Below are 23,954 nucleotides of genomic sequence, written 5' to 3' on the forward strand. Positions count from 1 at the left end.
TCCTTCAACTCAGCAAAAGTTCGATTTATTCAACAAAGTCTGGGGAAGCTGGATCACAATAACCGCTAATCAGGACGTTATTTACCAGACCTTTTTATTCCCAACGAAAAGAGACTTCGATCAGAACGTCGCTTTCGCACTGGCACAAACCGAAGAAGCTATTAACCGCCTACAGCTGGACAAGGCCCTTTTGAGCACAGGCGATTTAGCAAAAGATGAGTTCTAGCAACGACACCTATTTCGGAGGCTGTAATGCGTCTCGCACACACAGTGATTTCGTTAATGCTCATTGCGCCGTTGAGCTGGGCCGGAAATATGACATTCCAGTTCCGCAACCCTAACTTTGGCGGCAACCCGAATAACGGAGCCTTTATGCTTAACCAGGCTCAGGCTCAAAACTCCTATAAAGACCCCAGCTATGATGATGATTTCGGTATCGAGACCCCGTCAGCCCTGGATAATTTCACTCAGGCCATCCAGTCGCAAATATTAGGTGGCTTATTAACCAACATTAATACCGGCAAACCCGGCCGGATGGTCACAAACGACTTTATCGTCGATATTGCCAATAAAGACGGGCAGCTTCAGTTAAATGTGACAGACCGAAAAACCGGTAGAACCTCGACAATCCAGGTTTCCGGTTTGCAGACCAGTTCAACTGATTTCTAAACAACCCCAAAATAAGGACAATTATCATGCAGCGCTTTTTTATTTTAGTTGCAGTGTGCTTATTAAGCGGTTGTTTAACTGCCCCGCCAAAAGAAGCCGCTAAACCCACCTTAATGCCCCGTGCCCAGAGCTATCGGGATCTGACGCATCTGCCGGTGCCAACCGGGAAGATATTCGTCTCGGTGTATAACATTCAGGATGAGACGGGCCAGTTCAAACCGTACCCGGCCAGTAACTTCTCGACGGCCGTGCCGCAGAGCGCCACCGCGATGCTGGTTACTGCCCTGAAAGATTCTCGCTGGTTTATCCCGCTGGAACGTCAGGGGCTGCAAAACCTGCTTAATGAACGAAAAATCATTCGTGCCGCACAGGAGAACGGTACCGTTGGCGTCAATAACCGCATGCCGTTACAGTCTCTCACCGCAGCCAATATCATGGTGGAAGGCTCGATTATCGGCTATGAAAGTAACGTGAAATCGGGCGGCGCGGGTGCGCGTTACTTTGGTATTGGAGCCGACACGCAGTATCAGCTGGATCAGATTGCCGTTAACCTGCGTGTGGTTAACGTGAGCACGGGTGAAATTTTATCCTCCGTCACCACCAGCAAAACCATTCTCTCTTATGAAGTGCAGGCAGGGGTATTCCGCTTTATCGACTATCAGCGTTTGCTGGAGGCCGAAATTGGTTACACCTCCAACGAGCCGGTCATGCTGTGTCTGATGTCGGCCATCGAAACCGGCGTGATTTTCCTGATTAATGACGGTATCGATCGCGGCTTGTGGGATCTTCAGAATAAAAGTGACGTGAGTAATGCGGTGCTGGTGAAATACCGTGAGATGTCGGTGCCGCCGGAGTCCTGACTGGCAGCGTATAAAAAAGGCGAGATGTCCGTCTCGCCTTTTTTTATTTACTCACCGCAGGAACGTTCTGGCTCTTTTCGCGTCGGGCCGCAAGCCAGAGACCACTGTTTTTCATGGCATAGCCAAACAGTAATCCCAGCATGACCGAAGGAACCACCAGCTTCCAGTCCCCCTGCCCTGCAAAGGTCGCACAGGCGCCCATAAACGTGCCGGGCACAAAGGACAACAGCAGATGTTTTGCCTGAACGCACATCAGGAAGGCCACAATACCGGTCATGACGTACCCCAGAATTTCCACATGCGGCGCCAGCGCGCTGCCCTTCATAATGACCAGCGCCCAGACCACGCCACTCAGCAACGTGCAGCCTGAAATAAACAGCCCTTTGAGACCACCCTGCGGGCAGGCGAAATAGGCCGTACAGCCAAGAAAACCGGCCCAGCTCAACAAACCGAGAGACACCGCCACCCAACCCCAGAGGCCGGAGAGGATGCCAGTCGTGATTGCAATACAAAGTAATATGTTCATGGTGCGCATCTTAGCAGATGCGCACCATGGAAATGAGATCAGAAGCACATTACGTGCAAGTTGAAATGTATGTTTGCAGGATTTCTGTGATTCAGATCACCCTTAGTTCTCTTCTTCCAGCTCATCCCACATAGCAGCGATAGCGTCGCGCGTCAGCGGAGCCAGCGTTCTCCAGAATGGCGAGGTGGCATGTGCTTCAACTTTGCCCAGGAAGGTGCCCACCCATGGCAGCAGATACGTTTCGAAGAGGGTTTCAATCGCCTCATTCTCATCATCACCTGCATTATCTTCAATCCAGGAGGCCGCCAGCAGCAGCGTACCGATATGATCCGCAGGCATGTCCGTCAGCGGCATGCCGCGTTCAGAAAGAAATGCCCGCACTTCCGCTTCGGTCGCACCGTCCTGCCAGGCAGAGCGATACGGCGATACGCGACACTCTTCCCCCACGAACAGCGCGTTGTAATCCGTTGAAATCTGCTGCATATCGCAGCTTTTTTGCAAGCGTTCCAGCAACTCATCCTGTTCCAGCGGCCAGCTCTGCGCCAGTTTACCTTCACGAATCAGGGTAAACAGCGGAACCAGCAGCGGATCCTGCGGCTGGCGATAATATAAGGTGCCCAGCACGCGGCAAAGGATGGAAAACTCATTCATGTTTTTATTCCATTATTAATTAAAGATCGGCAAATTCATTAATCGGCGCCATGCCGCGCGACTCAAGGAAATCGAGCATACGACGCGGCGTGACGTTCAGGATCTGTTCTTCCGGGAAATTCACGTCCTGCAATATTTTCAGGCACTCGCTGAAATCCCCCAGCGTGAAGGCCGTGTGGGAATCAGAGCCCAGCGCCACCATGCCGCCCGCGTCACGCACGACCGCCGCCACTTCGCGGCAGTTGGCTTCACTGCCCTTACGAGAGTGAACGAAAGAGGAGTTGTTAATTTCCAGCGCCACGCGATGCTCCGCTGCCGCCTGCGCCACGGCCTGAATATCAATCGGGTATTTTGGATTTCCCGGGTGGCTGATAATGTGCACGTTGCCGCTGGCAATGGTGGCAATCATCGCCGCGGTGTTGGTCTCTTTATCCTGGGGCGCAAAGACCGGCTCGTGGAATCCCGCGAGGATCAGATCTAACGAGGTCAGCATCGGGCCGGTGCAGTCAATCTCACCGTCGGTATTTTTGATGTTCGCCTCGATGCCGCGCAGTATCCCGATACCGTCCACCAGACGTGGCCAGATACGCATATTCACAAAATGCCAGTAGTGCGGCGCATCCGCCATATCCGGACCGTGATCGGTTATCGCAAACAGCTTGATGCCTTTCAGTTTCGCCTGAGCGATATAATCATGGAGGTTACTGTAAGCGTGGGTACTGGCGACGGTGTGCATATGCAGGTCAACGGGATACATCTTTCTCTCCTCTGCGGTTTTTCCAAAGGATAGCAGTTATCAGCGGCGAATATTAGCAAAAACCCGGCGAACGCCGGGTTTCTCTCAGTAGCCTCGCTGTCTGTCGACCTGTCCGGTCACCGCGTTGCCCTTCTCTATTTCACTGATGGTATGCGAGATGTACGCCACGGCCTCCGCCGGTCGCGTCACGGCAGCAATATGGGGCGTCATCGCCACGCGCGGATGTGCCCAGAGTGGGCTGTCTGTTGGCAGCGGTTCGCGGCTATACACATCCAGCATTGCCCCTTTCAGTTTGCCGTTATCCAGCGCTTTCAGCAGATCGTCTTCCACAACGTGTACCCCGCGCGCCAGGTTCATTAAGTAGCTATCATCTGCCAACTGGTTGAGGAGCGCGCCATTAATAATCCCGACCGTTTCCGCCGTATTGGGCAGCAGGTTGATTAACACGCGCGTGCCATTCAGAAAGGCCGGAAGCTCATCCGTTCCGGCAAAGCTCTCGACGCCCGGATAATCCTTACGGCTCCGGCTCCAGCAGCGCAGTGGGAAGCCCCACGGGGCGAGCGCTTCGGCGACTTTCGAACCCAGCACCCCCGCCCCGAGGATGCCGATGGTGAAATCTTCACGCTGATAATCCGGGAGCGGTTCCCAGTGGGATTGCTGTTTAAACGCCTGATAATCGTCGAAGCGGCGGAACCAGTGCAGCACCTGGCTTACGGCATATTCCTGCATCTGCTGCCCCATACCGGTATCTTCGAGGCGGAACAGGGGAATATCCTCCGGCAGCATTTCAGGGTGTGCTTTCAGCTTACTGAGTATGGAATCCACTCCCGCACCGAGAGCAAACACTGCCTTCAAACGGCGTCCCTGAAGCATGTCGACCGGGGGATGCCAGACCAGCGCGTAGTCGGCATGTTCATTGTCGCCCTGTTTCCATTCGCGAACGCGTGCGCCAGGCAGTGCCGCGGTGAGTGCCTTAATCCAGTAAGCCGTATCAAACGTGGGGTGATAGAAAATAATATCCATAGTCATTGCCTTTTATTGCGCTGTTTTATTTTCATTTTCAACTGGATTGCCAGCATAGCAAATTTATCGCTAAACCGCGTTGCTGATAAAAGAGGCGCTTTTCGCACATTTCGGAATCAGGTTGCCTGAAGTTTGTCTAAACGCGCTAAATTACTGAAAAAGTGAGTTGACGGCAGTACGGCTTTTCCTTACATTAGCGCCCGTCCCGACAACAACGGGATGACAATATGGTGAGGTGTCCGAGTGGCTGAAGGAGCACGCCTGGAAAGTGTGTATACGGCAACGTATCGGGGGTTCGAATCCCCCCCTCACCGCCATATTCAAGACGAGAGCTCGTACGAAAGTACGGGCTTTTTTCTTTTATATTCTCCGTAAGGGGGGGATGAGACCCCCCGTGCTACATTCAGCTCGGTGTGGCCTGAACCCCTCACCCTAGCCCTCTCCCCAAAGGGGCGAGGGGATCGTTACTCCTCCACCATCCGCGCATACTCATCGGTAAGAAAATCCACCAGCGTTCTGACGGATGGCAGCAAACCGCGCCGTGACGGATATACCGCGTGGATCACTTCCCGTCTGGGTTCCCAGGTGTTCAGCACCCGTACCAGTTCCCCTGATACCAGCTGATCCTTGACCATTAAAATCGGCAGTTGCACCACGCCCACGCCCGTCATTGCCGCTTCACGCAGCGCCAGCATGTCGGTGGTCACGAGGCGCGGCGTGAAGTGAATTTCTGCTTTAGCGCCCTCCGGCCCGCTCAATTCCCATTTATGCAGATGCTTACCCGCCCCCATACTTAACCCCGGCCACTCGCTGAGTTCAGAGGGCATCGCCGGGTTGCCCATCCGTTCAATCAGTGCCGGTCCGGCAACCAGACAGTGCCCCCTGTCTGCCAGTACCCTTAATACCAGATCGCTGTCATCAAACGGTCGCGGGCGAACGCGGATCGCCACATCCACACCCTCCGCCACCAGATCGACCCGCCGGTTAGTGGCTTCAAGCTGGAGGTTGATCCCCGGATAGCGCGCCATAAACCGCGCCAGCATAGGCCCCACGTGAACGTGCAGCAAGGTGACGGGGCAAGTGATCCTGACCATACCGCGCGGTTCAGCCTGTAAAGCGGCCACCGCCTCCTCCGCAGCTTCGGCCTCCACCAGCATGGCTTTACAGTGCTGATAGAACGTCTGCCCTACTTCCGTCACCGTAAACTGCCGCGTGGTTCGTTGTATCAACCGAACACCCAGGCGTTCTTCCAGCTGCGCAATTCGACGGCTCAGTTTCGACTTGGGCTGATCGAGCGCCCGCCCCGCCGCCGCAAAGCCGCCATGCTCCACCACCTTAACAAACCATACGAAATCATTGAGATCCTGCATACGCCCTCATCGTTCCATTTTAAGAACAGTGAATGTCATTTTCACTATCTACCGGGATATTAAACCTGAATATAAGCTAATTACATCAACAGAACATCAGGAGGTAATCATGAAAAACGTAACAGGCGTGTATACCGCACCTCGTCCGCACTGGGTCGGTGACGGTTTCCCGGTTCGTTCGATGTTTTCTTACCAGACGCACGGCGAGCCACTGAGCCCGTTCCTGCTGCTGGACTACGCCGGACCGCATACCTTCCCGGCGGACGGTGCAAAACGTGGCGTGGGCGAACACCCTCATCGCGGCTTTGAAACGGTAACCATCGTCTACTCAGGCGAAGTAGAGCACCGCGATTCCACCGGCAGAGGCGGCGTCATCGGCCCAGGCGACGTGCAGTGGATGACGGCTGGCGCAGGTATTTTGCACGAGGAGTTCCACTCCAGCGCGTTCTCGCAGAAAGGCGGTGAACTGAAAATGATGCAGCTGTGGGTCAACCTGCCCGCCAAAGACAAAATGGCGACGCCTGGCTACCAGAGCATCACTCAAGGGGACATCCCGGTGGTCACCCTGCCGGATAACAGCGGTACATTGCGCGTGATTGCTGGCCGCTTTGACGAGGTCACCGGCCCGGCCCATACCTTCTCACCGCTTAACGTATGGGATCTTGCGCTGCACCAGGGCAGCCACCTGACGCTCAATCAGCCCGAAGGCTGGAGCACGGCGCTGGTTGTCGTTGAGGGGAGCGTGACGGTAAACGGCACCACGCCAGCGGGTGAAGCGCAGCTGGTCGTGCTGAGTCAGAGCGGTGACAAACTGCATCTCGAAGCCAGCAGCGACGCCAAAGTGCTGCTGATGGCCGGGGAGCCGCTGAATGAACCGATTGTGGGCTATGGCCCGTTTGTGATGAACAGTAAAACCGAAATTGCCGAAGCGATTCGCGATTTCAACTCTGGCCGCTTTGGCCAAATCTAAACGTAATAAAGGAGCGCATTATGTCTACCCCTGCAAACTTCAACGGTGCACGTCCCGTTATTGACGTAAACGATGCCGTTATGCTGCTTATCGATCACCAGAGCGGACTGTTCCAGACCGTTGGAGATATGCCAATGCCTGAGCTGCGCGCCCGTGCTGCGGCGCTGGCAAAAATTGCCTCGCTGGCGAAGATCCCGGTGATCACCACGGCGTCGGTTCCACAGGGCCCGAACGGTCCGCTTATCCCGGAGATCCACGCCAATGCGCCGCATGCGCAGTATGTGGCTCGCAAAGGTGAGATTAACGCCTGGGATAACCCGGAGTTTGTGGCGGCGGTGAAAGCCACCGGGCGTAAAACGCTGATTATTGCCGGTACGATCACCAGCGTCTGCATGGCCTTCCCGTCCATCAGCGCGGTGGCGGACGGATATAAAGTGTTTGCGGTGATTGATGCCTCCGGCACCTACAGCAAAATGGCGCAGGAGATCACCCTTGCACGCGTGGTGCAGGCAGGCGTGGTGCCGATGGATACGGCGGCAGTGGCCTCTGAGATCCAGCGCACGTGGAACCGGGAAGATGCGGGTGAATGGGCTGAGGTGTACACACACATCTTCCCTGCCTACCAGCTGCTGATCGAAAGCTACAGCAAAGCGCAGGATGTGGTGAAAAACAGCGAAGTGCTCGATTCACAGCGTTAATCCTGCGCGCTACGGCATAAGCTGATTAAGGCTTAACCGAACAAGCACGAATGCAGAAAATCTGCTTGACCGCTTTCGCGCAACTCCCTATAGTAGCGCCCCGTTGCCCCCCAAGCGGTCAGGCAGCAAAACAATATGGTGAGGTGTCCGAGTGGCTGAAGGAGCACGCCTGGAAAGTGTGTATACGGCAACGTATCGGGGGTTCGAATCCCCCCCTCACCGCCATATTTAAAGAAGAGCTCGCATGAAAATGCGGGCTTTTTTTTCGCATGTCGCACGTCTGCGGGGGGGAAGAGAACCCCCGACCGGGGTTCGACAACTGGCGACAGCCAGTTGGACAGACTGTGAGCGTAGCGAACAGGCTGCCCGGAGGGCGAGCGAAGCGAGTCAATCCCCCCCTCACCGCCATATTTGAAGAAGAGCTCGCATGAAAATGCGGGCTTTTTTTTCGCATGTTGCACGTCTGCGGGGGGATGAGAACCCCCGACCGGGGTTCGACAACTGGCGACAGCCAGTTGGACAGACTGTGAGCGCAGCGAACAGGCTGCCCGGAGGGCGAGCGAAGCGAGTCAATCCCCCCCGGTGCAAACTGAGCCGCCTCAGCTACAAAAAAGCCCGTACAAAAGCACGGGCCGTTTTAAACCATTCCTCAGCTATTCAACTTCCCTGCCGGCTGCTTTCCTTCGGGAGATGAAACCTGACCGGGATTAGCAACAGCGTCATCCTTACGCTCCTCCAGCCAGTAATCCGCATTTTTAATTCCCAGCCGAACCGGGTCAAAGTGGGGATCCAGCCCCTGCGCATTCTGGATTTCATAATCCTTCAGGCTGGCAAACGCTTTTTTATGCAGCAGAACGATGGCAATAATGTTGAGCCATGCCATCAGCCCTACGCCAATATCCCCTAATCCCCAGGCCAGATCCGCGGTGCGAACCGTGCCATATACCGTCGAAGCCATCAGACACAACTTGAGCAGGAACGTCAGCCATGGGCGATGAATCTTACGGTTGATGTAGGCGATATTCGTTTCAGCGATGTAGTAGTAAGCAATAATGGTCGTGAAGGCAAAGAAGAACAGCGCGATGGCAACAAAGTAATTACCGAAGCCCGGCATCATACTTTCCATCGCCGTCTGCACATAGCCAGGACCGGCCGCCACGCCTGCAATCCCGGTATAGAGCGCTGCACCGTCGACGCCCTGCACGTTATACAGACCGGTGATCAACAGCATAAACCCGGTCGCGGAGCAGACAAACAGCGTGTCGATGTAAACGGAGAACGCCTGAACCAGCCCCTGTTTCACCGGATGGCTTACGGCCGCCGCCGAGGATGCATGTGGCCCGGTCCCCTGCGCCGCCTCGTTGGAATAGACGCCGCGCTTCACGCCCCACATGATAGCCTGGCCCAGAATAGCGCCAAATCCAGCTTCAAGGCCAAAAGCACTTTTCCAGATCAGCAGTATAACTGAAGGAAGCTGATCAATATTGATAGCGATAATCACGCACGCGACAATAATATAGCCGAGTGCCATAAACGGAACCACCATGCTGCTAAAGCTGGCGATCCTTTTCACGCCACCGAAAATAATAAAACTCAACAGCACGGCAAGTAACGCCGCCGTGACATTCGGACTCAGACCGAAGGCAATATCCAGGCTCGCGCCAATAGAGTTTGCCTGCACGCCTGGCAGTAATAATCCGCAGGAGAAAATCGTTACGATGGCAAATAACCATGCGTACCACTTCACGCCTAACCCTTTCTCAATATAAAAGGCAGGACCACCACGATATTCGCCGTTAATTTTTTCTTTATAAACCTGACCTAACGTGGATTCGACAAACGCAGAGCTTGCCCCCAAAAATGCCACGACCCACATCCAGAAAAGCGCACCGGGTCCACCAAAGGTAATGGCGGTCGCGACACCGGCAATATTCCCTGTCCCCACGCGGCCCGCAAGGGTCATCGTCAGCGCCTGAAACGACGACACGCCGGCCTCGGTAGGACGCCCCTGAAACATCAGGGTAATCATATGTTTTATATGCCGTAATTGCAGAAAGCGACTACGCAGTGAGAAATAGAGGCCGACACCCAGACATAAAAATATTAACGCCGGGCTCCAGATAACACCGTTAATTGCACTAACCAGTTCGTTCATGTATGACCCTCAGCGTGATGTTCCAGAGGAAACGATCCCCTGGCGTGTTTCTTTTTAGAATTTTGTTTGAACAAGTACGAAACATAGATAATTACCCAAAAGACACCAACTTAATTTTTACTGCTTAATCATGTTCTGTGACAACATTCACGTTTAATTTTAAACTAACAATTAGCGTGATCATTATATTCATAGATATTTTGTGGGTATTATAAATACATGTCACATTTCCGCGGCCTGTATAAAAACCGTCCGCCACTGATTGGCAGTAATATTATTAATACCGCAAAATGGCGCGTAAATCCCGTTGAATGTATAGGAAATAAATATGATTTAAAAAAACACTATAACAAAGGGAATAAAAGAAGCTTCCCGGCATGACGCCGGGAAGAAATGGCTTAAAAAGTGAAATGATCTTACCCGGAGTACACTTCCAGCGTGCGTTGACACAGCGCTGAGCGGACGCAATCCTCTTTCGTGAAGCGGACCACCCCTATCATTTCATCTTCCTCAAAACGTGACATGGCATCGCTCAGGCCGGACTTCACGCCCGAAGGCAGGTCACACTGGGTAATGTCGCCGTTGACGATGACCGTCACGTTCTCCCCGAGGCGCGTTAAAAACATTTTCATTTGCGCAGCGGTCACGTTCTGAGCCTCGTCAAGAATAACGACCGCATTTTCAAAGGTACGTCCGCGCATATAGGCGAACGGCGCGATTTCCACCTTGCCAATCTCTGGTCGCAGGCAGTACTGCATAAAGGAAGCGCCCAACCGCTTCACCAGCACGTCATAGACGGGCCTGAAGTACGGCGCAAACTTCTCGGAAATATCGCCGGGCAGGAAGCCCAGATCTTCATCCGCTTGCAGTACCGGACGGGTAACGATGATCCTTTCCACGTCTTTATGAATCAGCGCTTCCGCTGCTTTGGCCGCACTGATCCAGGTTTTCCCGCATCCGGCTTCCCCGGTTGCAAAGATGAGCTGTTTACTCTCGATAGCATTCAGGTAGTGCGCCTGAGCTTCATTCCGCGCCACAATTGGCGATGCATCGCGGCTGTCCCGCGCCATGCCAATGGATTCTACGCCGCTCATCTGCACAAGCGAGGTGACCGATTCTTCTTCACGCTGTTTATGGCTACGTGAATCCCGTCTCAGCACACGTTTTGCTTCGCGACGAGCTTTGATCACTGCTTTTTGTCTTCCCATGGATAGCACCTTGAGTTGTTGGTATTCATCACACGCGCCAGTTTCGGCACGATTATGCGCACGAACATCAGAGGGTTGGCTTCCTTGTAAGCCATTGCTTGTATTACCGGATGACGATACAGAACGGCTACGCGCACCGTTATGCACGTCGGTAGAAACAGGTTTTTGAAGTGAAGGAGAGAATTTGGTGGTGAGGAAATCGCTGCCGGAGTCTGAGCCTCCGCGCCGGGTACTGCGGTTGATGTGTTTACCTTGTCCAGTACAGGACGCAACCATTCGCGATCTCCATAGTGAGTTAATATCACTGCCGGGAACTACCGCTGTCTTACCTTAAGTACATCAGGGTTTATCATAAATGCAACATTTATTTTACCTGAGTGCAACTTTTCAGACTGCCCCTACATGGAAAATCAGTCTCATATAGAAATATTACAGAAATATAACAATAAGATAGTCCTGGGAAAAAATAATGTCCCCGCGAACTGTCGCAGGGACGATTATCAGGCTTCTATCAGACCCTGGGCGAGATACGCGCCAGCATCGCGCGCGCCCGGCAGGGCAAAGAAATAGCCGCCGCCGATGGGCTTAATGTACTCCTCCAGCGCTTCGCCGTTGAGCCGCTTCTGCACGGTGAGGAACCCCTTCTCCAGATCGTGCTGATAGCAGACAAACAGCAGTCCCATATCAAGCTGCCCGGAGTTGGTCACCCCCAGCGAGTAGCTGTAACCCCTGCGCATCATCAGGCTGGACTGCGTCTCTTTGGTGCGCGGATTGGCGAGACGAATATGGCTGTCCAGTGCGATGACATCCCCGTTCGGATCGCGGACATAGTCAGGCTCATCGTGCTCATTCTTCATGCCGAGCGGTGCGCCAGTGTGCTTATCGCGGCCGAAGATCGTCTGCTGCTCTTTCAGTGGCGTGCGGTCCCAGAACTCCACGTGGAACTGGATGATGCGCACCGCCTGATAGCTGCCGCCTGCCGCCCAGGCCGGTTCGCCCTGATCCGCCGTCACCCAGACCACGTTTTTCATCAGCGCGGCATTGCTGCTGTCCGGGTTGGCGGTGCCGTCTTTGAAGCCGAGCAGGTTGACCGGCGTCTCTTTCCCCTTACTGCGGGCGGCGTGGTCAGAGATAAATCCTTCCCGCTTCCAGCGCACGCTCAGCAGATCCGGGGTGTGCTTGATGATATCGCGCAGGGCGTGGATCACCGTATCCTGGGTATTGGCGCAGATCTGCAACAGCAGATCGCCGTGGCACAACGCCGCGTCGAGAGAGTCATTCGGGAAACGCGTCATTTTTTGCAGCGCTTTCGGCTTCTGCTTCGCCAGTCCGTAGCGATCGTCAAACAGCGATTCCCCCACCGACACGGTGATGGTCAGGTTATCGGGCGCGATAAACGCTCCGAGGATCCCGGAATCCATCGGCGGCAGGCGCGGATTCGGTGTTTCCGGCGCCGGACCGCCCGCGGTAAGGAAGGCAATGCGCGTGGTTAACAGCCTGAACAGACGTTCAAGGTCGGCCTTATCACTCGCCAGCGAATCGAAAGCCACCAGCATCATCGAAGCCTGTTGCGGCGTCAAAATACCCGCCTGGTGCTCGCCATAAAACGGCTGCGTTTCCATACGCGCATCCGGGGAGAGTGTGCCGGGGGCGGTTTGCGGTTTTGCCGCATGCGCGACCGGGCAACCTCCCGCCAGGGCAAACGCGCCGCCCAGCGCCCCTACCCCTTTCAGCAACCGACGTCGGGTAGGTTCCGCGACGTCGTACTCGTCATGCTTATTCATCGCTTAGTCCAGACCCAGAACGCCACGCAGCAGGGAGAGATCTTCCGCCAGCGTCGTAATCGGGCCTTTCAGCGCGTTACGGTCAGCATCGGTCAGCTTGTCATAGGTTTCGAACCCGTCTTTTGTGCGGTATTTCGCCAGGATGGTGTCAACTTTCTTAAAGTTGGCGTCCACTTTCGCCAGCAGTTCGCCGTTCTCTTTTTGCAGCTGAGGCCGCAGGAGATCGACAATTTTCTGTGCGCCGTCAACGTTCGCCTGGAAGTCCCACAGGTCGGTGTGGCTGTAGCGATCTTCTTCACCGCTGATTTTGCTCGCGGCCACTTCTTCAATCAGGCCCGCTGCGCCGCCCACCACTTTCGACGGCGGGAAGGCCAGTTCGGTGATGCGTTTTTGCAGCTCCAGCACGTCACTGTTGAGCTGATCGGCGTATTTCTCCATCCCTTTGGTAGTGTTATCGCCAAACAGGGCTTTTTCCAGACGGTGGAAGCCGGTGAATTTCGGATCGGCGGCCTTCTGCTCATAGTCATCTTCACGGGCATCAATGCTGCCATCGAGATCGGAGAACAGCTCGGCAATCGGCTCGATGCGCTCGTAGTGCTGACGGGTTGGCGCATACAGGGATTTCGCTTTTTCCATATCGCCCGCTTTCACCGCATCGGTAAAGGCTTTAGTACCCGCCACCAGGTCCGCCGTCTCTTTGGTGACGTAGGCTTTATAGGCGGTAATCGCGTCGCCCAGGCTCAACAGGGCCGTGCCTTTGGCCGCGTCCGCCGTCGCTGCGCCTTTGACGATCAGCTTACCTTTCGGGTTAGTCAGCAGGCCGCAGGTCATCTCATATTCCCCCGGCTGAAGATTAGCGGTCATCTTCTGGCTGAAGCCTGGCGCGATATTCTCACGCTCTTCCACCACCATCACGCCTTTGAGGATCTCCCATTCCAGCGCCTTCTGGCTGTGGTTCTGAATAATAAACTGGGTTTTGCCGCTGTTGACGGTGATGGTCATCGGCTCGCACTGCTTATCGTTGACGGTGACTTTTACCTGCGGAATATCTGCCGCCTGAGCGGTGAAGGCAGAAGCGAACAGCGCGGCAATGCCTGCGCATAACGCACTACGACGGAACTGATTGGCCATGACTCTTCCCTTTAAAAGTATGTTGTAACTAAAACAGCACCTACGGCGCGACGCGCGACGTCTGCGAGTCGGTACGCGGCGGCATAACGAACAGGATCAGCGCCGGAACCAGATAGATAAAGTACATTGCCACTTCGCTGATGCTCGGCGTTTCCTGGTAGCCAAAGATGCCTTCGAGCAGGGTGCCGGTCAGCGAATGGGTGGACAGAACGTTGCTGAGGTCAAACGCCACGTCCTGAAAATGGTTCCACAGGCCCGCTTCGTGGAAGGCGCGGATTGCGCCTGCCGCCAGCCCCGCGGCCACCAGCAGAATAAACAGGCTGGTCCACTTGAAGAACGCGCCCAGGTTAAGACGAATGCCGCCCCAGTAGAGCAGGAAGCCAAGCACGACGGCGGTTGCCAGCCCGAGCATCGCGCCCAGCGGCGGCCAGATGCCCACGTCCTGCTGGAAGGCCGCGAGCAGGAAAAACACGGATTCGAGGCCTTCACGCGCCACGGCAAAAAAGACCATCATGATCAGCGCCCAGCCGTGGTGGTTGCCTTTTTGCAGGGCGTTATCCACCGCCTGCTCCAGCTGCACCTTCACGTTGCGGGAGACTTTGCGCATCCAGAAGACCATCCACGTCAGGATGAACACTGCAATCACGGCGACGATCCCTTCAAACAGCTCTTGCTCTTTCTGCGGGAATTCGCCGGTGGTTTCATTGATAAGGATCCCCAGCCCCAGGCAGAGCGCCGCGGCAAGGAAAACGCCAACCCACATCACGCCAATCCAGCGCCCGCGCTGGGTGCGCTTCAGATAACTGGCGATAAGGCTAACAATCAGGGCCGCTTCAAGGCCTTCACGTAACATAATGAGAAAAGGAACAAACATGCCGACACCTTAAATGTTTATCGCGGTCAACTGATGCAAAGAAAGGTAAATTCTTGTGATAGTGATTATCATTACGGCAAGAAGAAAAACAAGCGAAATGTGTTGCGTTTTAATGACCAGATGTAAACGCATTGCGGAGTAATAATTGCATGAGTAACCGTTACGTTTATAAGGTATAACGAAAATGCCCATTTACGGTTAACCGGGGCTGTGGCTAAATGTCCGCCTCGCAAACCAACCGATCATAAACCATGTTTAAAATTGTCCATTTCCTGCTGGCGCTGGTCATTATTCTTGCCCTTGCCTGGCTGGTGAGTTTCGACCGCCGAAAAATTCGTATTCGTTTTGTTTTACAGCTGATCGTCATTGAAATTGCGCTGGCGTTCTTTTTCCTCCACGCAGAAAGCGGCCTGTTTATTATTAAATACGTCTCTGGTTTCTTTGAATCGCTACTTAAATTCGCCGCCGAAGGGACGAATTTCGTCTTTGGCGGAATGGGGGAAAAAGGGCTGGCGTTCATTTTCCTTGGCGTGCTGTGTCCGATTATTTTTATCTCTGCGCTGATTGGTATTCTACAGCACTGGCGAATACTGCCGATCTTTATTCGGGTTATCGGCACGCTGCTGTCGAAACTGAACGGCATGGGCAAGCTGGAATCCTTTAACGCGGTAAGCTCGCTGATCCTCGGGCAATCGGAAAACTTCATTGCCTACAAGGGAGTACTGGGGGATCTCTCCTCGCGTCGTCTGTTCACCATGGCCGCAACCGCCATGTCGACGGTCTCTCTGTCGATTGTCGGGGCGTATATGACCATGCTGGATGCCAAATTCGTCGTCGCGGCGCTAATACTGAACATGTTCAGTACTTTTATAATTCTCTCCGTCATTAACCCGGCCCGCCCGGAAGCCGAACCCGATATCAAACTGGAAAAACTGCATGAGTCCCAGAGCTTCTTTGAGATGCTGGGCGAGTATATTCTGGCAGGTTTTAAGGTGGCGATGATTATTCTGGCGATGCTGATTGGCTTTATCGCCCTTATTAGCGCCGTTAATGCCCTCTTCTCCAGCGTATTCGGCATGAGCTTCCAGCAGATCCTGGGTTACGTGTTCTATCCCCTGGCGTGGCTTATCGGGATTCCGCTGAGCGATGCCTTAAATGCGGGCAGCATTATGGCAACGAAACTGGTGGCGAATGAATTTGTGGCGATGATCGAGCTGCAAAAAATAGCCCACCAGATGTCACCGCGCGGGCTGGGCATCTTGTCCGTGTTCCTCGTGTCGTTCGCGAACTTCGCCTCCATTGGCATCGTCGCCGGGGCGATTAAGGGGCTGAACGAGCAGCAGGGTAACGTGGTGTCGCGGTTTGGTCTGCGCCTGGTGTACGGCGCGACGCTGGTGAGTTTGCTGTCGGCGAGCTTTGCGGGGTTGGTGCTGTAAGTTATGTGCCCGGCGGCGCTTCGCTTGCACGGGCCTACGATACAACAACGGCGGGATATCCCGCCGTTTTTATTAGAACTGCACGCACACCGGCTGGTCGACGCGCATTACCGATTCCTGCGCGAAGCGGGATTTATAAATCCCGCGTAACGCTTCGATATTTGTTTCGCTCTGCGCATCTTTCCCGTGGATCAGCATCAACGCTTTGCTGGGTTCACGCGCCACTTGTCCGTCGTTACCCAGCCACTGCCCACGCGCATCAAACACCGTTAAGCCATCGCGAAAGCGCGGCGTCACGTCCTGGTCAACAAACTGCTGCCACTCGCTACCGGTAATCTGCGCCCCTGCCGGACGGTTTAAGCCGAAAAAGAGCGTGGTCTGCTGCATCTGGTTATCCGCTTTGCAGGTTTCTACCGGCGCGCGTTGCATCGGTGCATTACAGCCTGCCAGCAACACGAATGCCGCCGCCATCAACCCTGTTTTAATCATCATTTATTATTACTCGAACTGGTGAACGGTCTGTCCCCTCTCCCCTTTGGGGAGAGGGTTAGGGTGAGGGGAAAATTATTCTGCCTGAAGCTTAGACGGCGGCGCGGTGTGGTAATGCGCGTCTGCATCCGCGAAGCGCTTCTGAATAGAGGCAGACGGTGCTTTACCCAGCAGGCTGAACACGACAATGCCGATGCTGCCGAAGATGAAGCCCGGAATGATTTCGTACAGGCCCAGCCACGCGAACTGTTTCCAGACGATAACGGTCACCGCCCCGATGATCATCCCCGCCAGCGCGCCGTTACGGGTCATGCGAGACCACATGACGGAGAACAGAACGACCGGACCAAACGCGGCACCGAAGCCCGCCCACGCGTAGCTCACGAGGCCCAGCACGCGGTTATCCGGGTTGGCCGCCAGCGAAATCGCCACCAGCGCCACGACCAGCACCATAAAGCGCCCTACCCACACCAGCTCTTTCTGGCTCGCGTTTTTACGCAGGAAGGCTTTGTAGAGGTCTTCGGTGATCGCACTGGAGCAGACCAGCAGCTGGCAGCTCAGGGTGGACATGACCGCCGCCAGGATTGCGGAGAGCAGGATACCGGCAATCCACGGGTTAAACAGCACCTGCGCCAGCTCGATGAACACGCGCTCGGCGTTCTGGTTCACCGCGCCCGCCTGCGCCGGATTGTTGTTGAAGTACGCGATACCGAAGAAGCCGACCGCACACGCCCCCGCCAGACACAGGATCATCCACGTCATACTGATACGACGCGCGTGAACGATGGTGTGGTGAGAATCCGCCGCCATAAAGCGCGCCAGAATGTGCGGCTGACCGAAGTAGCCCAGACCCCAGCCCATCAGAGAGACGATGGCCACAAAGTTCAGCCCTTTCAGCATGTCGACGTTTTCAATGCTCTTCTGCTTGATCACTTCCAGCGATTCACCAAAACCGCCGACGGTGAAAATCACAATCACCGGGGTCAGGATCAGGGCGAAAATCATCAGGCTCGCCTGCACGGTGTCGGTCCAGCTTACCGCCAGGAACCCGCCCACGAAGGTATAGAGGATAGTCGCGGCCGCACCGGCCCACAGCGCCGTTTCGTAGTTCATGCCGAAGGTGCTTTCGAACAGACGCGCGCCCGCCACGATGCCGGAGGCACAGTAGATGGTGAAGAACAGCAGGATCACTAACGCGGAGATAATGCGCAGGATACGGCTGTTATCTTCAAAGCGTCCGGTGAAGTAGTCCGGCAGCGTCAGGGCGTTGTTGTTGGCTTCGGTGTGCACGCGCAGACGGCCTGCCACCAGCTTCCAGTTGATCCAGGCGCCAACGGTCAGGCCGATGGCGATCCAGCTTTCGGAGATCCCGGAGATGAAAATCGCGCCCGGCAGCCCCATCAGCAGCCAGCCGCTCATGTCGGATGCACCCGCAGAGAGCGCGGTGACCATCGGGCCTAAACTGCGGCCGCCGAGGATGTAGTCGTCAAAGTTTTTAGTGGAACGCCATGCCAAAAACCCTATCAGAATCATGCCAAAAATATAAACGAGAAATGTCACCAGCATCGGTGTGCTAATAGCCATTTAAATTCTCCAAAATGTCGAGCGACAACCGTCCGGGTTGCCTTGTTATGTCATCACCGGAACGTAGTGATGTGTGTATGTATTTCCATTGGGCGCGCTATCCTGCCGTATACGCATCCCACTGACAAACGATTTAACACTGCATTTACATGAATTTCATCCCTGGTTTTATACGTCTTTCCTATAGGTTGCACTTGCTCACGCTTTTACGGGTTGCACCTTTAAAAAGTGTTAAGCACCGCATAAAAACTGGGCTTAGAAACCACCGCGCGTTCTTTTTTCAAGCTAACTAATCGTTAACAATCCATTCATTTTCCAGCTTGCAAACCAGGTCACATTTAACACGGTTGCACAAAGTTGCAACATGGTGGATATTTCACGCTATCAACAGAACGCTACTACAGAACAACAGGAGTTTTGGCATGGGGATGACCACCATGGGGGTTAAGCTGGATGACGCTACCCGCGAACGGATTAAGACCGCTGCGACCCGCATCGACCGCACACCGCACTGGTTAATCAAGCAGGCGATTTTTAACTATCTGGAAAGACTGGAGAGTGAGGAAGGTCTGCCGGAGCTGCCTGCCCTGCTGGCGGGCGCAGCAAACGAAAGCGAAGAGGCTGCGACGGCCGTGGAAGAGAACCACCAGCCGTTCCTCGAATTTGCCGAGCAGATCCTGCCGCAGTCCGTCAGCCGCGCCGCCATTACCGGCGCTTACCGCCGTGCTGAAACCGACGCCGTGCCGATGCTGCTGGAGCAGGCGCGCCTGCCGGAAGCCGTTGCCGCCCAGGCGCACAGCCTGGCGTATCAGCTCGCCGACAAGCTGCGTAACCAGAAAACCGCCAGCGGACGCGCCGGTATGGTGCAGAGTCTGTTGCAGGAGTTCTCCCTCTCCTCGCAGGAGGGCGTGGCGCTGATGTGCCTGGCGGAAGCGCTGCTGCGTATTCCGGATAAAGCCACCCGCGACGCGCTGATCCGCGACAAGATCAGCAACGGCAACTGGCACTCCCACATTGGCCGCAGTCCGTCCCTGTTCGTTAACGCCGCCACCTGGGGTCTGCTGTTTACCGGCAAGCTGGTCTCGACCCATAACGAAGCCAACCTCTCCCGTTCCCTGAACCGCATCATCGGCAAGAGCGGCGAGCCGCTGATCCGCAAGGGCGTGGACATGGCGATGCGCCTGATGGGCGAGCAGTTCGTCACCGGCGAAACCATTGCCGAAGCGCTGGCGAACGCCCGCAAGCTGGAAGATAAAGGCTTCCGCTACTCCTACGACATGCTGGGTGAAGCGGCGCTGACCGCCGCCGACGCGCAGGCCTATATGGTCTCTTACCAGCAGGCGATCCACGCCATCGGTAAAGCGTCGAACGGTCGCGGCATTTATGAAGGCCCGGGCATCTCTATTAAGCTTTCCGCCCTGCACCCGCGCTACAGCCGCGCGCAGTACGACCGGGTGATGGAAGAACTCTACCCGCGCCTGAAGTCCCTGACCCTGCTGGCGCGCCAGTATGACATCGGCATCAACATCGACGCCGAAGAGGCAGACCGTCTGGAGATCTCCCTCGATCTGCTGGAAAAACTGTGCTTCGAGCCGGAGCTGGCGGGCTGGAACGGGATTGGTTTCGTTATTCAGGCCTACCAGAAACGCTGTCCGTTCGTCATTGATTACCTGATTGATCTCGCCAGCCGCAGCCGTCGCCGCCTGATGATCCGTCTGGTGAAAGGCGCCTACTGGGACAGCGAAATCAAGCGCGCCCAGATGGAAGGTCTGGAGGGCTATCCGGTCTATACCCGCAAGGTGTACACCGACGTCTCTTACCTCGCCTGTGCGAAAAAACTGCTTGGCGTGCCGAACCTGATTTATCCGCAGTTCGCGACCCACAACGCCCATACTCTGGCGGCGATCTACACCCTGGCCGGGCAGAACTACTATCCGGGCCAGTACGAATTCCAGTGCCTGCACGGCATGGGTGAACCGCTGTACGAACAGGTGACCGGTAAAGTGGCGGACGGCAAGCTGAACCGTCCGTGCCGTATCTATGCCCCTGTAGGCACCCACGAAACCCTGCTGGCCTACCTGGTACGTCGTCTGCTGGAGAACGGGGCGAACACCTCCTTCGTTAACCGCATCGCCGACACCACCCTGCCGCTGGACGAGCTGGTAGCCGATCCGGTGCAGGCCGTTGAGAAGATGGCGGCGCAGGAAGGCCAGATTGGTCTGCCGCATCCGAAGATTGCCCTGCCGCGCGAGCTGTACGGTGCAGGCCGCGTCAACTCAGCCGGTCTGGATCTCGCCAACGAACATCGTCTGGCGTCGCTCTCCTCTGCCCTGCTTAACAGCGCATTGCAGAAGTGGCAGGCCAAACCGATCCTTGAGCAGTCCGTTGAGGACGGTGAAATGCAGCCGGTGATCAACCCGGCAGAGCCAAAAGATATCGTTGGCTACGTGCGTGAAGCGACCGAAGCGGAAGTGGATCAGGCGCTGGAAAACGCGGTCAACAACGCGCCAATCTGGTTCGCCACCCCACCGCAGGAGCGTGCTGCCATTCTGGAACGCGCGGCGGTGCTGATGGAAGATCAGATGCAGTCGCTCATCGGCATTCTGGTGCGTGAAGCGGGTAAAACCTTCAGCAACGCCATCGCCGAAGTGCGCGAGGCGGTCGACTTCCTGCACTACTACGCCGGTCAGGTGCGGGATGATTTTGATAACGAAACCCACCGTCCGCTGGGTCCGGTCGTCTGTATCAGCCCGTGGAACTTCCCGCTGGCGATCTTCACCGGCCAGATTGCCGCCGCCCTGGCCGCAGGCAACAGCGTGCTGGCAAAACCGGCAGAGCAGACCCCGCTGATTGCCGCGCAGGGCATCAATATTCTTCTGGAAGCAGGCGTACCGGCGGGCGTGGTACAGCTGCTGCCGGGCCGTGGTGAAACCGTCGGCGCCAAACTGACCTCCGATAACCGCGTGCGCGGCGTGATGTTTACCGGTTCGACCGAAGTGGCCTCCCTTCTGCAACGCAACATCGCCACCCGTCTGGATGCGCAGGGCCGTCCAACGCCACTGATCGCTGAAACCGGCGGCATGAACGCCATGATTGTCGACTCCTCCGCGCTCACCGAGCAGGTCGTTGTAGACGTGCTGGCCTCTGCCTTCGACAGCGCGGGCCAACGCTGTTCCGCCCTGCGTGTACTGTGTTTACAGGATGACGTGGCTGACCACACGCTGAAGATGCTGCGCGGTGCGATGGCGGAATGCCGCATGGGCAACCCGGGCCGTCTCACCACCGACATCGGGCCGGTGATCGACGCGGAAGCCAAAGCCAACATTGAAAACCACATTCAGACCATGCGTGCCAAAGGCCGTCCGGTGTTCCAGGCGGTGCGCGAGAACAGCGAAGATGCCCGCGAGTGGCAGACCGGCACCTTTGTGCCGCCAACGCTGATTGAGCTGGCAAGCTTCGACGAGCTGAAAAAAGAGGTCTTTGGTCCGGTGCTGCACGTGGTGCGCTACAACCGTAACAACCTCAACGCGCTGATCGACCAGATCAACGCCTCCGGCTACGGCCTGACGCTCGGCGTGCATACCCGTATCGACGAAACCATTGCCCAGGTCACCGGCAATACCAAAGTCGGCAACCTGTACGTCAACCGCAACATGGTCGGCGCGGTCGTGGGCGTGCAGCCGTTCGGCGGCGAAGGCCTCTCCGGCACCGGTCCGAAAGCGGGCGGTCCGCTCTATCTGTACCGTCTGCTGGCGAACCGTCCGGAAAATGCGCTGGGCGTAACGCTGGCGCGTCAGGATGCGGAATATCCGGTGGATGCGCAGGTGAAAGCCGTACTGACCCAGCCGCTGGACGCGCTGATCAAGTGGGCTGACAATCGTCCTGAACTGCGGGCGATTGCCCGTCAGTACGGCGAGCTGGCGCAGGCGGGAACACAGCGTCTGCTGCCGGGTCCAACCGGCGAGCGCAACACCTGGACGCTGATGCCGCGCGAGCGCGTGCTGTGCGTGGCCGATAACGAGCAGGATGCGCTGGTGCAGCTGGCCGCCGCGACCGCGACGGGCTGCGAGGTGCTGTGGCCGGAAGATGCGCTGCATCGCGATCTCGCCAAACAGCTGCCAAAAGCGGTCTCGGCCCGCATTCGCTTTGCGAAGGCCGATGCGCTGCTGGCCCAGCCGTTTGACGCGGTGATCTACCACGGTGATTCCGATCAGCTGCGCGAACTGTGCGAGCAGGTAGCGGCCCGCAGCGGGGCGATTGTCTCGGTGCAGGGCTTTGCGCGCGGGGAAACCAACCTGCTGCTGGAGCGTCTGTATGTAGAGCGCTCGCTCAGCGTCAACACCGCGGCGGCGGGGGGTAACGCCAGCCTGATGACAATCGGTTAACGCTGTGCTAATAAGGCTCCGGAGACGGAGCCTTATTTTATTGGGGAGTATATGAAACGATATCTTATCGCAGGCGCAGCACTGCTGCTGAGCGCCAGCGCGCTGGCCGACGAGTGCGACAACGCGACCACCCAGCTTGAGCTGAATACCTGTAGCGCGCAGCAGTACCAGGCCGCCGATAAAAAGCTCAACGAGACGTATCAGGCCGCCATCAAGCGTGCGGCGGCCCCCCAGCGCGACCTGCTGAAAAAAGCACAGCAGGCATGGATTAGCCTGCGCGACGCCGACTGCGCGTTTATCGGTTCGGGTACGGAAGGCGGAAGCGTCCAGCCAATGATTGTTAACCAGTGCCTGGCGGAGAAAACCGCCGAGCGCGAAGCGTTTCTGGCCACGCTGATGCAGTGTGAAGAGGGCGACTTAAGCTGCCCCCTCACCCCGGCCCTCTCCCCATAGGGGAGAGGGAGAAAAGACAGCACAAAGCAGTCCCCTCTCCCCTCTGGGGCGAGGGCTAAAAGACAGCACCGAACAGTCCCCTCTCCCCTCTGGGGAGAGGGTTAGGGTGAGGGGGGAACTAGCGCACGCGGATCCCTTCGATAATCATCCGCTGTACGTTTTGCAGGGTGCTCTGGAAAAACGCCTCGTCCTGGAGCGTTTTACCCGTCACCGCCTCGACCTGGGCCGCGAAGTCAGCGTAGTGCTGGGTTGAGGCCCAAATCATGAAGATCAGGTGCTGCGGATCGACGGGCGCCAGTTTTCCGCTGGCGACCCATCCGGCAATAATCGCCGATTTATCGTCCACCAGCTGTTTTAAATCCCCCGTCAGTTCCGCCTGCAACAGCGGCGCGCCCTGCAACATTTCCAGGCAGAACAGCCTTGATGCCTGCGGGTAATCACGCGATACCTCCAGCTTCAGGCGTATATACTCCTCAATCGCCACCAGCGGGGCCAGCTCTTCGCGAAAGGCTTTAAGCGGCGCGAGCCAGATATCGAGGATCTGCTGCATCACCGCCACATACAGCGCCTCTTTCGACGGGTAGTAGTAGAGCAGATTGGTCTTGGACACCCCCGCCTGCTCCGCCACCTGCTCAATGCGCGTACCGTGAATACCAAACTGCGAAAATGTCTCCAGCGCGGCGCTGAGGATCGCCTGTTTCTTGGCGCTCACCGCCTGCGAACGTTTACCGGGTGTTTTCACTGCGCCTTGTGTCATTTTCGCTCTCCATTTTCTTTCCTGCGCTCAGCATAGCAAAACCCCCGTCTCGCCACGACCTTCTGCACCCCCATCGCGCATGAGTGCCTGTTTTGTGTGCAATGTTTTTGACCATTCAGTCCACATTTTTTACACCCAATTCACCAACTAATAGTTAACACATTAATAACAAAG

Annotated in this window: 21 protein-coding genes and 2 tRNA genes; 10 read left to right on the forward strand and 13 right to left on the reverse strand. The window is 56.1% G+C overall.

Annotated features, from left to right (window positions below; genetic code table 11):
- The 3 genes from ACOTX7_RS11515 to csgG form a co-directional block, all read left to right on the forward strand.
- The coding region (locus ACOTX7_RS11515; RefSeq protein ID WP_421626081.1) for a CsgE family curli-type amyloid fiber assembly protein at positions 1-226 on the forward strand (226 nt) is incomplete at its 5' end.
- A gap of 26 nt (positions 227-252) precedes the next feature.
- Positions 253-669 (forward strand): curli production assembly/transport protein CsgF, encoded by a 417-nt coding sequence (csgF, locus tag ACOTX7_RS11520; protein WP_006809295.1) that lies wholly within the window; start codon positions 253-255, stop codon positions 667-669.
- 26 nt (positions 670-695) lie between these two features.
- Entirely contained in the window at positions 696-1,529 is an 834-nt protein-coding gene (gene csgG, locus ACOTX7_RS11525) for a curli production assembly/transport protein CsgG (protein ID WP_006809296.1), read from the forward strand.
- A 43-nt stretch (positions 1,530-1,572) separates the two neighbouring features.
- Here csgG and ACOTX7_RS11530 read toward each other — a convergent pair whose 3' ends face one another.
- The 4 genes from ACOTX7_RS11530 to ghrA form a co-directional block, all read right to left on the reverse strand.
- Positions 1,573-2,055, reverse strand: coding sequence for a DUF1097 domain-containing protein (locus tag ACOTX7_RS11530; protein ID WP_126507009.1), 483 nt, complete (start codon positions 2,053-2,055; stop codon positions 1,573-1,575).
- A gap of 102 nt (positions 2,056-2,157) precedes the next feature.
- Positions 2,158-2,706: a TorD/DmsD family molecular chaperone gene (locus tag ACOTX7_RS11535; RefSeq protein ID WP_287656720.1), complete on the reverse strand. Its 549-nt coding sequence runs from the start codon at positions 2,704-2,706 to the stop codon at positions 2,158-2,160.
- A 19-nt stretch (positions 2,707-2,725) separates the two neighbouring features.
- The gene (locus ACOTX7_RS11540; RefSeq protein WP_221255780.1) at positions 2,726-3,463 is read right to left on the reverse strand and encodes a phosphatase; all 738 of its coding nucleotides are present in this window, start codon (positions 3,461-3,463) and stop codon (positions 2,726-2,728) included.
- Positions 3,464-3,547: 84 nt separating this feature from the next.
- Positions 3,548-4,486: a glyoxylate/hydroxypyruvate reductase GhrA gene (gene ghrA / locus ACOTX7_RS11545; protein WP_221255779.1), complete on the reverse strand. Its 939-nt coding sequence runs from the start codon at positions 4,484-4,486 to the stop codon at positions 3,548-3,550.
- A 229-nt stretch (positions 4,487-4,715) separates the two neighbouring features.
- On the opposite strand from ghrA, the gene ACOTX7_RS11550 reads away from it, so the two are divergent.
- Positions 4,716-4,803: transfer RNA gene (locus ACOTX7_RS11550), tRNA-Ser, on the forward strand.
- A 147-nt stretch (positions 4,804-4,950) separates the two neighbouring features.
- Here ACOTX7_RS11550 and ACOTX7_RS11555 read toward each other — a convergent pair.
- Complete coding sequence (locus ACOTX7_RS11555) at positions 4,951-5,856, reverse strand: LysR family transcriptional regulator (protein WP_213826793.1); 906 nt, start codon at positions 5,854-5,856, stop codon at positions 4,951-4,953.
- A 109-nt stretch (positions 5,857-5,965) separates the two neighbouring features.
- On the opposite strand from ACOTX7_RS11555, the gene ACOTX7_RS11560 reads away from it, so the two are divergent.
- From ACOTX7_RS11560 to ACOTX7_RS11570, 3 genes are all read left to right on the forward strand, one after another.
- Positions 5,966-6,826, forward strand: coding sequence for a pirin family protein (locus ACOTX7_RS11560; RefSeq protein WP_221255777.1), 861 nt, complete (start codon positions 5,966-5,968; stop codon positions 6,824-6,826).
- 20 nt (positions 6,827-6,846) lie between these two features.
- Entirely contained in the window at positions 6,847-7,524 is a 678-nt protein-coding gene (locus tag ACOTX7_RS11565; RefSeq protein ID WP_003858068.1) for an isochorismatase family protein, read from the forward strand.
- Positions 7,525-7,661: 137 nt separating this feature from the next.
- Positions 7,662-7,749 (forward strand) — tRNA-Ser (locus tag ACOTX7_RS11570).
- 424 nt (positions 7,750-8,173) lie between these two features.
- On the opposite strand, the gene ACOTX7_RS11575 is transcribed toward ACOTX7_RS11570, so the two are convergent.
- The 5 genes from ACOTX7_RS11575 to efeU all read right to left on the reverse strand — a co-directional run bounded on the left by ACOTX7_RS11575 (position 8,174) and on the right by efeU (position 14,676).
- A complete protein-coding gene (locus ACOTX7_RS11575) occupies positions 8,174-9,679 on the reverse strand; it encodes an alanine/glycine:cation symporter family protein (RefSeq protein ID WP_221813439.1) in 1,506 nt (501 codons plus the stop codon).
- Between the two features lie 416 nt (positions 9,680-10,095).
- A complete protein-coding gene (gene phoH, locus ACOTX7_RS11580; RefSeq protein ID WP_205924102.1) occupies positions 10,096-10,887 on the reverse strand; it encodes a phosphate starvation-inducible protein PhoH in 792 nt (263 codons plus the stop codon).
- A 500-nt stretch (positions 10,888-11,387) separates the two neighbouring features.
- On the reverse strand, positions 11,388-12,671 hold the full coding sequence (gene efeB / locus ACOTX7_RS11585) for an iron uptake transporter deferrochelatase/peroxidase subunit (protein WP_221255776.1): 1,284 nt from the start codon (positions 12,669-12,671) through the stop codon (positions 11,388-11,390).
- A gap of 3 nt (positions 12,672-12,674) precedes the next feature.
- On the reverse strand, positions 12,675-13,802 hold the full coding sequence (efeO, locus tag ACOTX7_RS11590; protein WP_221255775.1) for an iron uptake system protein EfeO: 1,128 nt from the start codon (positions 13,800-13,802) through the stop codon (positions 12,675-12,677).
- Between the two features lie 40 nt (positions 13,803-13,842).
- Positions 13,843-14,676: an iron uptake transporter permease EfeU gene (efeU, locus tag ACOTX7_RS11595; protein ID WP_213826801.1), complete on the reverse strand. Its 834-nt coding sequence runs from the start codon at positions 14,674-14,676 to the stop codon at positions 13,843-13,845.
- A 251-nt stretch (positions 14,677-14,927) separates the two neighbouring features.
- On the opposite strand from efeU, the gene ACOTX7_RS11600 reads away from it, so the two are divergent.
- Positions 14,928-16,112, forward strand: a complete 1,185-nt coding sequence (locus ACOTX7_RS11600; RefSeq protein WP_047353579.1) for a NupC/NupG family nucleoside CNT transporter — start codon at positions 14,928-14,930, stop codon at positions 16,110-16,112.
- A gap of 72 nt (positions 16,113-16,184) precedes the next feature.
- On the opposite strand, the gene ACOTX7_RS11605 is transcribed toward ACOTX7_RS11600, so the two are convergent.
- Positions 16,185-16,604 carry a DUF3574 domain-containing protein gene (locus ACOTX7_RS11605; protein ID WP_221813441.1) on the reverse strand — a complete coding sequence of 140 codons (420 nt, stop codon included), beginning with the start codon at positions 16,602-16,604 and terminating at the stop codon, positions 16,185-16,187.
- A gap of 72 nt (positions 16,605-16,676) precedes the next feature.
- Positions 16,677-18,185, reverse strand: a complete 1,509-nt coding sequence (putP, locus tag ACOTX7_RS11610) for a sodium/proline symporter PutP (RefSeq protein WP_213826805.1) — start codon at positions 18,183-18,185, stop codon at positions 16,677-16,679.
- 422 nt (positions 18,186-18,607) lie between these two features.
- Between putP and putA the strand changes: the two genes are divergently transcribed.
- Complete coding sequence (gene putA, locus ACOTX7_RS11615) at positions 18,608-22,570, forward strand: trifunctional transcriptional regulator/proline dehydrogenase/L-glutamate gamma-semialdehyde dehydrogenase (protein ID WP_221255774.1); 3,963 nt, start codon at positions 18,608-18,610, stop codon at positions 22,568-22,570.
- 51 nt (positions 22,571-22,621) lie between these two features.
- The gene (locus ACOTX7_RS11620) at positions 22,622-23,023 is read left to right on the forward strand and encodes a lysozyme inhibitor LprI family protein (protein WP_205921111.1); all 402 of its coding nucleotides are present in this window, start codon (positions 22,622-22,624) and stop codon (positions 23,021-23,023) included.
- 118 nt (positions 23,024-23,141) lie between these two features.
- Here ACOTX7_RS11620 and rutR read toward each other — a convergent pair whose 3' ends face one another.
- Positions 23,142-23,780, reverse strand: a complete 639-nt coding sequence (rutR, locus tag ACOTX7_RS11625) for an HTH-type transcriptional regulator RutR (protein ID WP_221255772.1) — start codon at positions 23,778-23,780, stop codon at positions 23,142-23,144.
- Positions 23,781-23,954: the final 174 nt, after the last annotated feature.

It is taken from the genome of Enterobacter cloacae complex sp. IR5418 (assembly GCF_049238105.1).
Lineage (GTDB): Bacteria > Pseudomonadota > Gammaproteobacteria > Enterobacterales > Enterobacteriaceae > Enterobacter > Enterobacter hormaechei.

What these genes read in the sequence shown, in the direction of transcription:
- csgF (WP_006809295.1), top strand. Translation starts at nt 253, where the DNA reads ATGCGTCTCGCACACACAGTGATTTCGTTAATGCTCATTGCGCCGTTG.
- csgG (WP_006809296.1), top strand. Translation starts at nt 696, where the DNA reads ATGCAGCGCTTTTTTATTTTAGTTGCAGTGTGCTTATTAAGCGGTTGT.
- ACOTX7_RS11530 (WP_126507009.1), bottom strand. Translation starts at nt 2,055, where the DNA reads ATGAACATATTACTTTGTATTGCAATCACGACTGGCATCCTCTCCGGC.
- ACOTX7_RS11535 (WP_287656720.1), bottom strand. Translation starts at nt 2,706, where the DNA reads ATGAATGAGTTTTCCATCCTTTGCCGCGTGCTGGGCACCTTATATTAT.
- ACOTX7_RS11540 (WP_221255780.1), bottom strand. Translation starts at nt 3,463, where the DNA reads ATGTATCCCGTTGACCTGCATATGCACACCGTCGCCAGTACCCACGCT.
- ghrA (WP_221255779.1), bottom strand. Translation starts at nt 4,486, where the DNA reads ATGGATATTATTTTCTATCACCCCACGTTTGATACGGCTTACTGGATT.
- ACOTX7_RS11555 (WP_213826793.1), bottom strand. Translation starts at nt 5,856, where the DNA reads ATGCAGGATCTCAATGATTTCGTATGGTTTGTTAAGGTGGTGGAGCAT.
- ACOTX7_RS11560 (WP_221255777.1), top strand. Translation starts at nt 5,966, where the DNA reads ATGAAAAACGTAACAGGCGTGTATACCGCACCTCGTCCGCACTGGGTC.
- ACOTX7_RS11565 (WP_003858068.1), top strand. Translation starts at nt 6,847, where the DNA reads ATGTCTACCCCTGCAAACTTCAACGGTGCACGTCCCGTTATTGACGTA.
- ACOTX7_RS11575 (WP_221813439.1), bottom strand. Translation starts at nt 9,679, where the DNA reads ATGAACGAACTGGTTAGTGCAATTAACGGTGTTATCTGGAGCCCGGCG.
- phoH (WP_205924102.1), bottom strand. Translation starts at nt 10,887, where the DNA reads ATGGGAAGACAAAAAGCAGTGATCAAAGCTCGTCGCGAAGCAAAACGT.
- efeB (WP_221255776.1), bottom strand. Translation starts at nt 12,671, where the DNA reads ATGAATAAGCATGACGAGTACGACGTCGCGGAACCTACCCGACGTCGG.
- efeO (WP_221255775.1), bottom strand. Translation starts at nt 13,802, where the DNA reads ATGGCCAATCAGTTCCGTCGTAGTGCGTTATGCGCAGGCATTGCCGCG.
- efeU (WP_213826801.1), bottom strand. Translation starts at nt 14,676, where the DNA reads ATGTTTGTTCCTTTTCTCATTATGTTACGTGAAGGCCTTGAAGCGGCC.
- ACOTX7_RS11600 (WP_047353579.1), top strand. Translation starts at nt 14,928, where the DNA reads ATGTTTAAAATTGTCCATTTCCTGCTGGCGCTGGTCATTATTCTTGCC.
- ACOTX7_RS11605 (WP_221813441.1), bottom strand. Translation starts at nt 16,604, where the DNA reads ATGATGATTAAAACAGGGTTGATGGCGGCGGCATTCGTGTTGCTGGCA.
- putP (WP_213826805.1), bottom strand. Translation starts at nt 18,185, where the DNA reads ATGGCTATTAGCACACCGATGCTGGTGACATTTCTCGTTTATATTTTT.
- putA (WP_221255774.1), top strand. Translation starts at nt 18,608, where the DNA reads ATGGGGATGACCACCATGGGGGTTAAGCTGGATGACGCTACCCGCGAA.
- ACOTX7_RS11620 (WP_205921111.1), top strand. Translation starts at nt 22,622, where the DNA reads ATGAAACGATATCTTATCGCAGGCGCAGCACTGCTGCTGAGCGCCAGC.
- rutR (WP_221255772.1), bottom strand. Translation starts at nt 23,780, where the DNA reads ATGACACAAGGCGCAGTGAAAACACCCGGTAAACGTTCGCAGGCGGTG.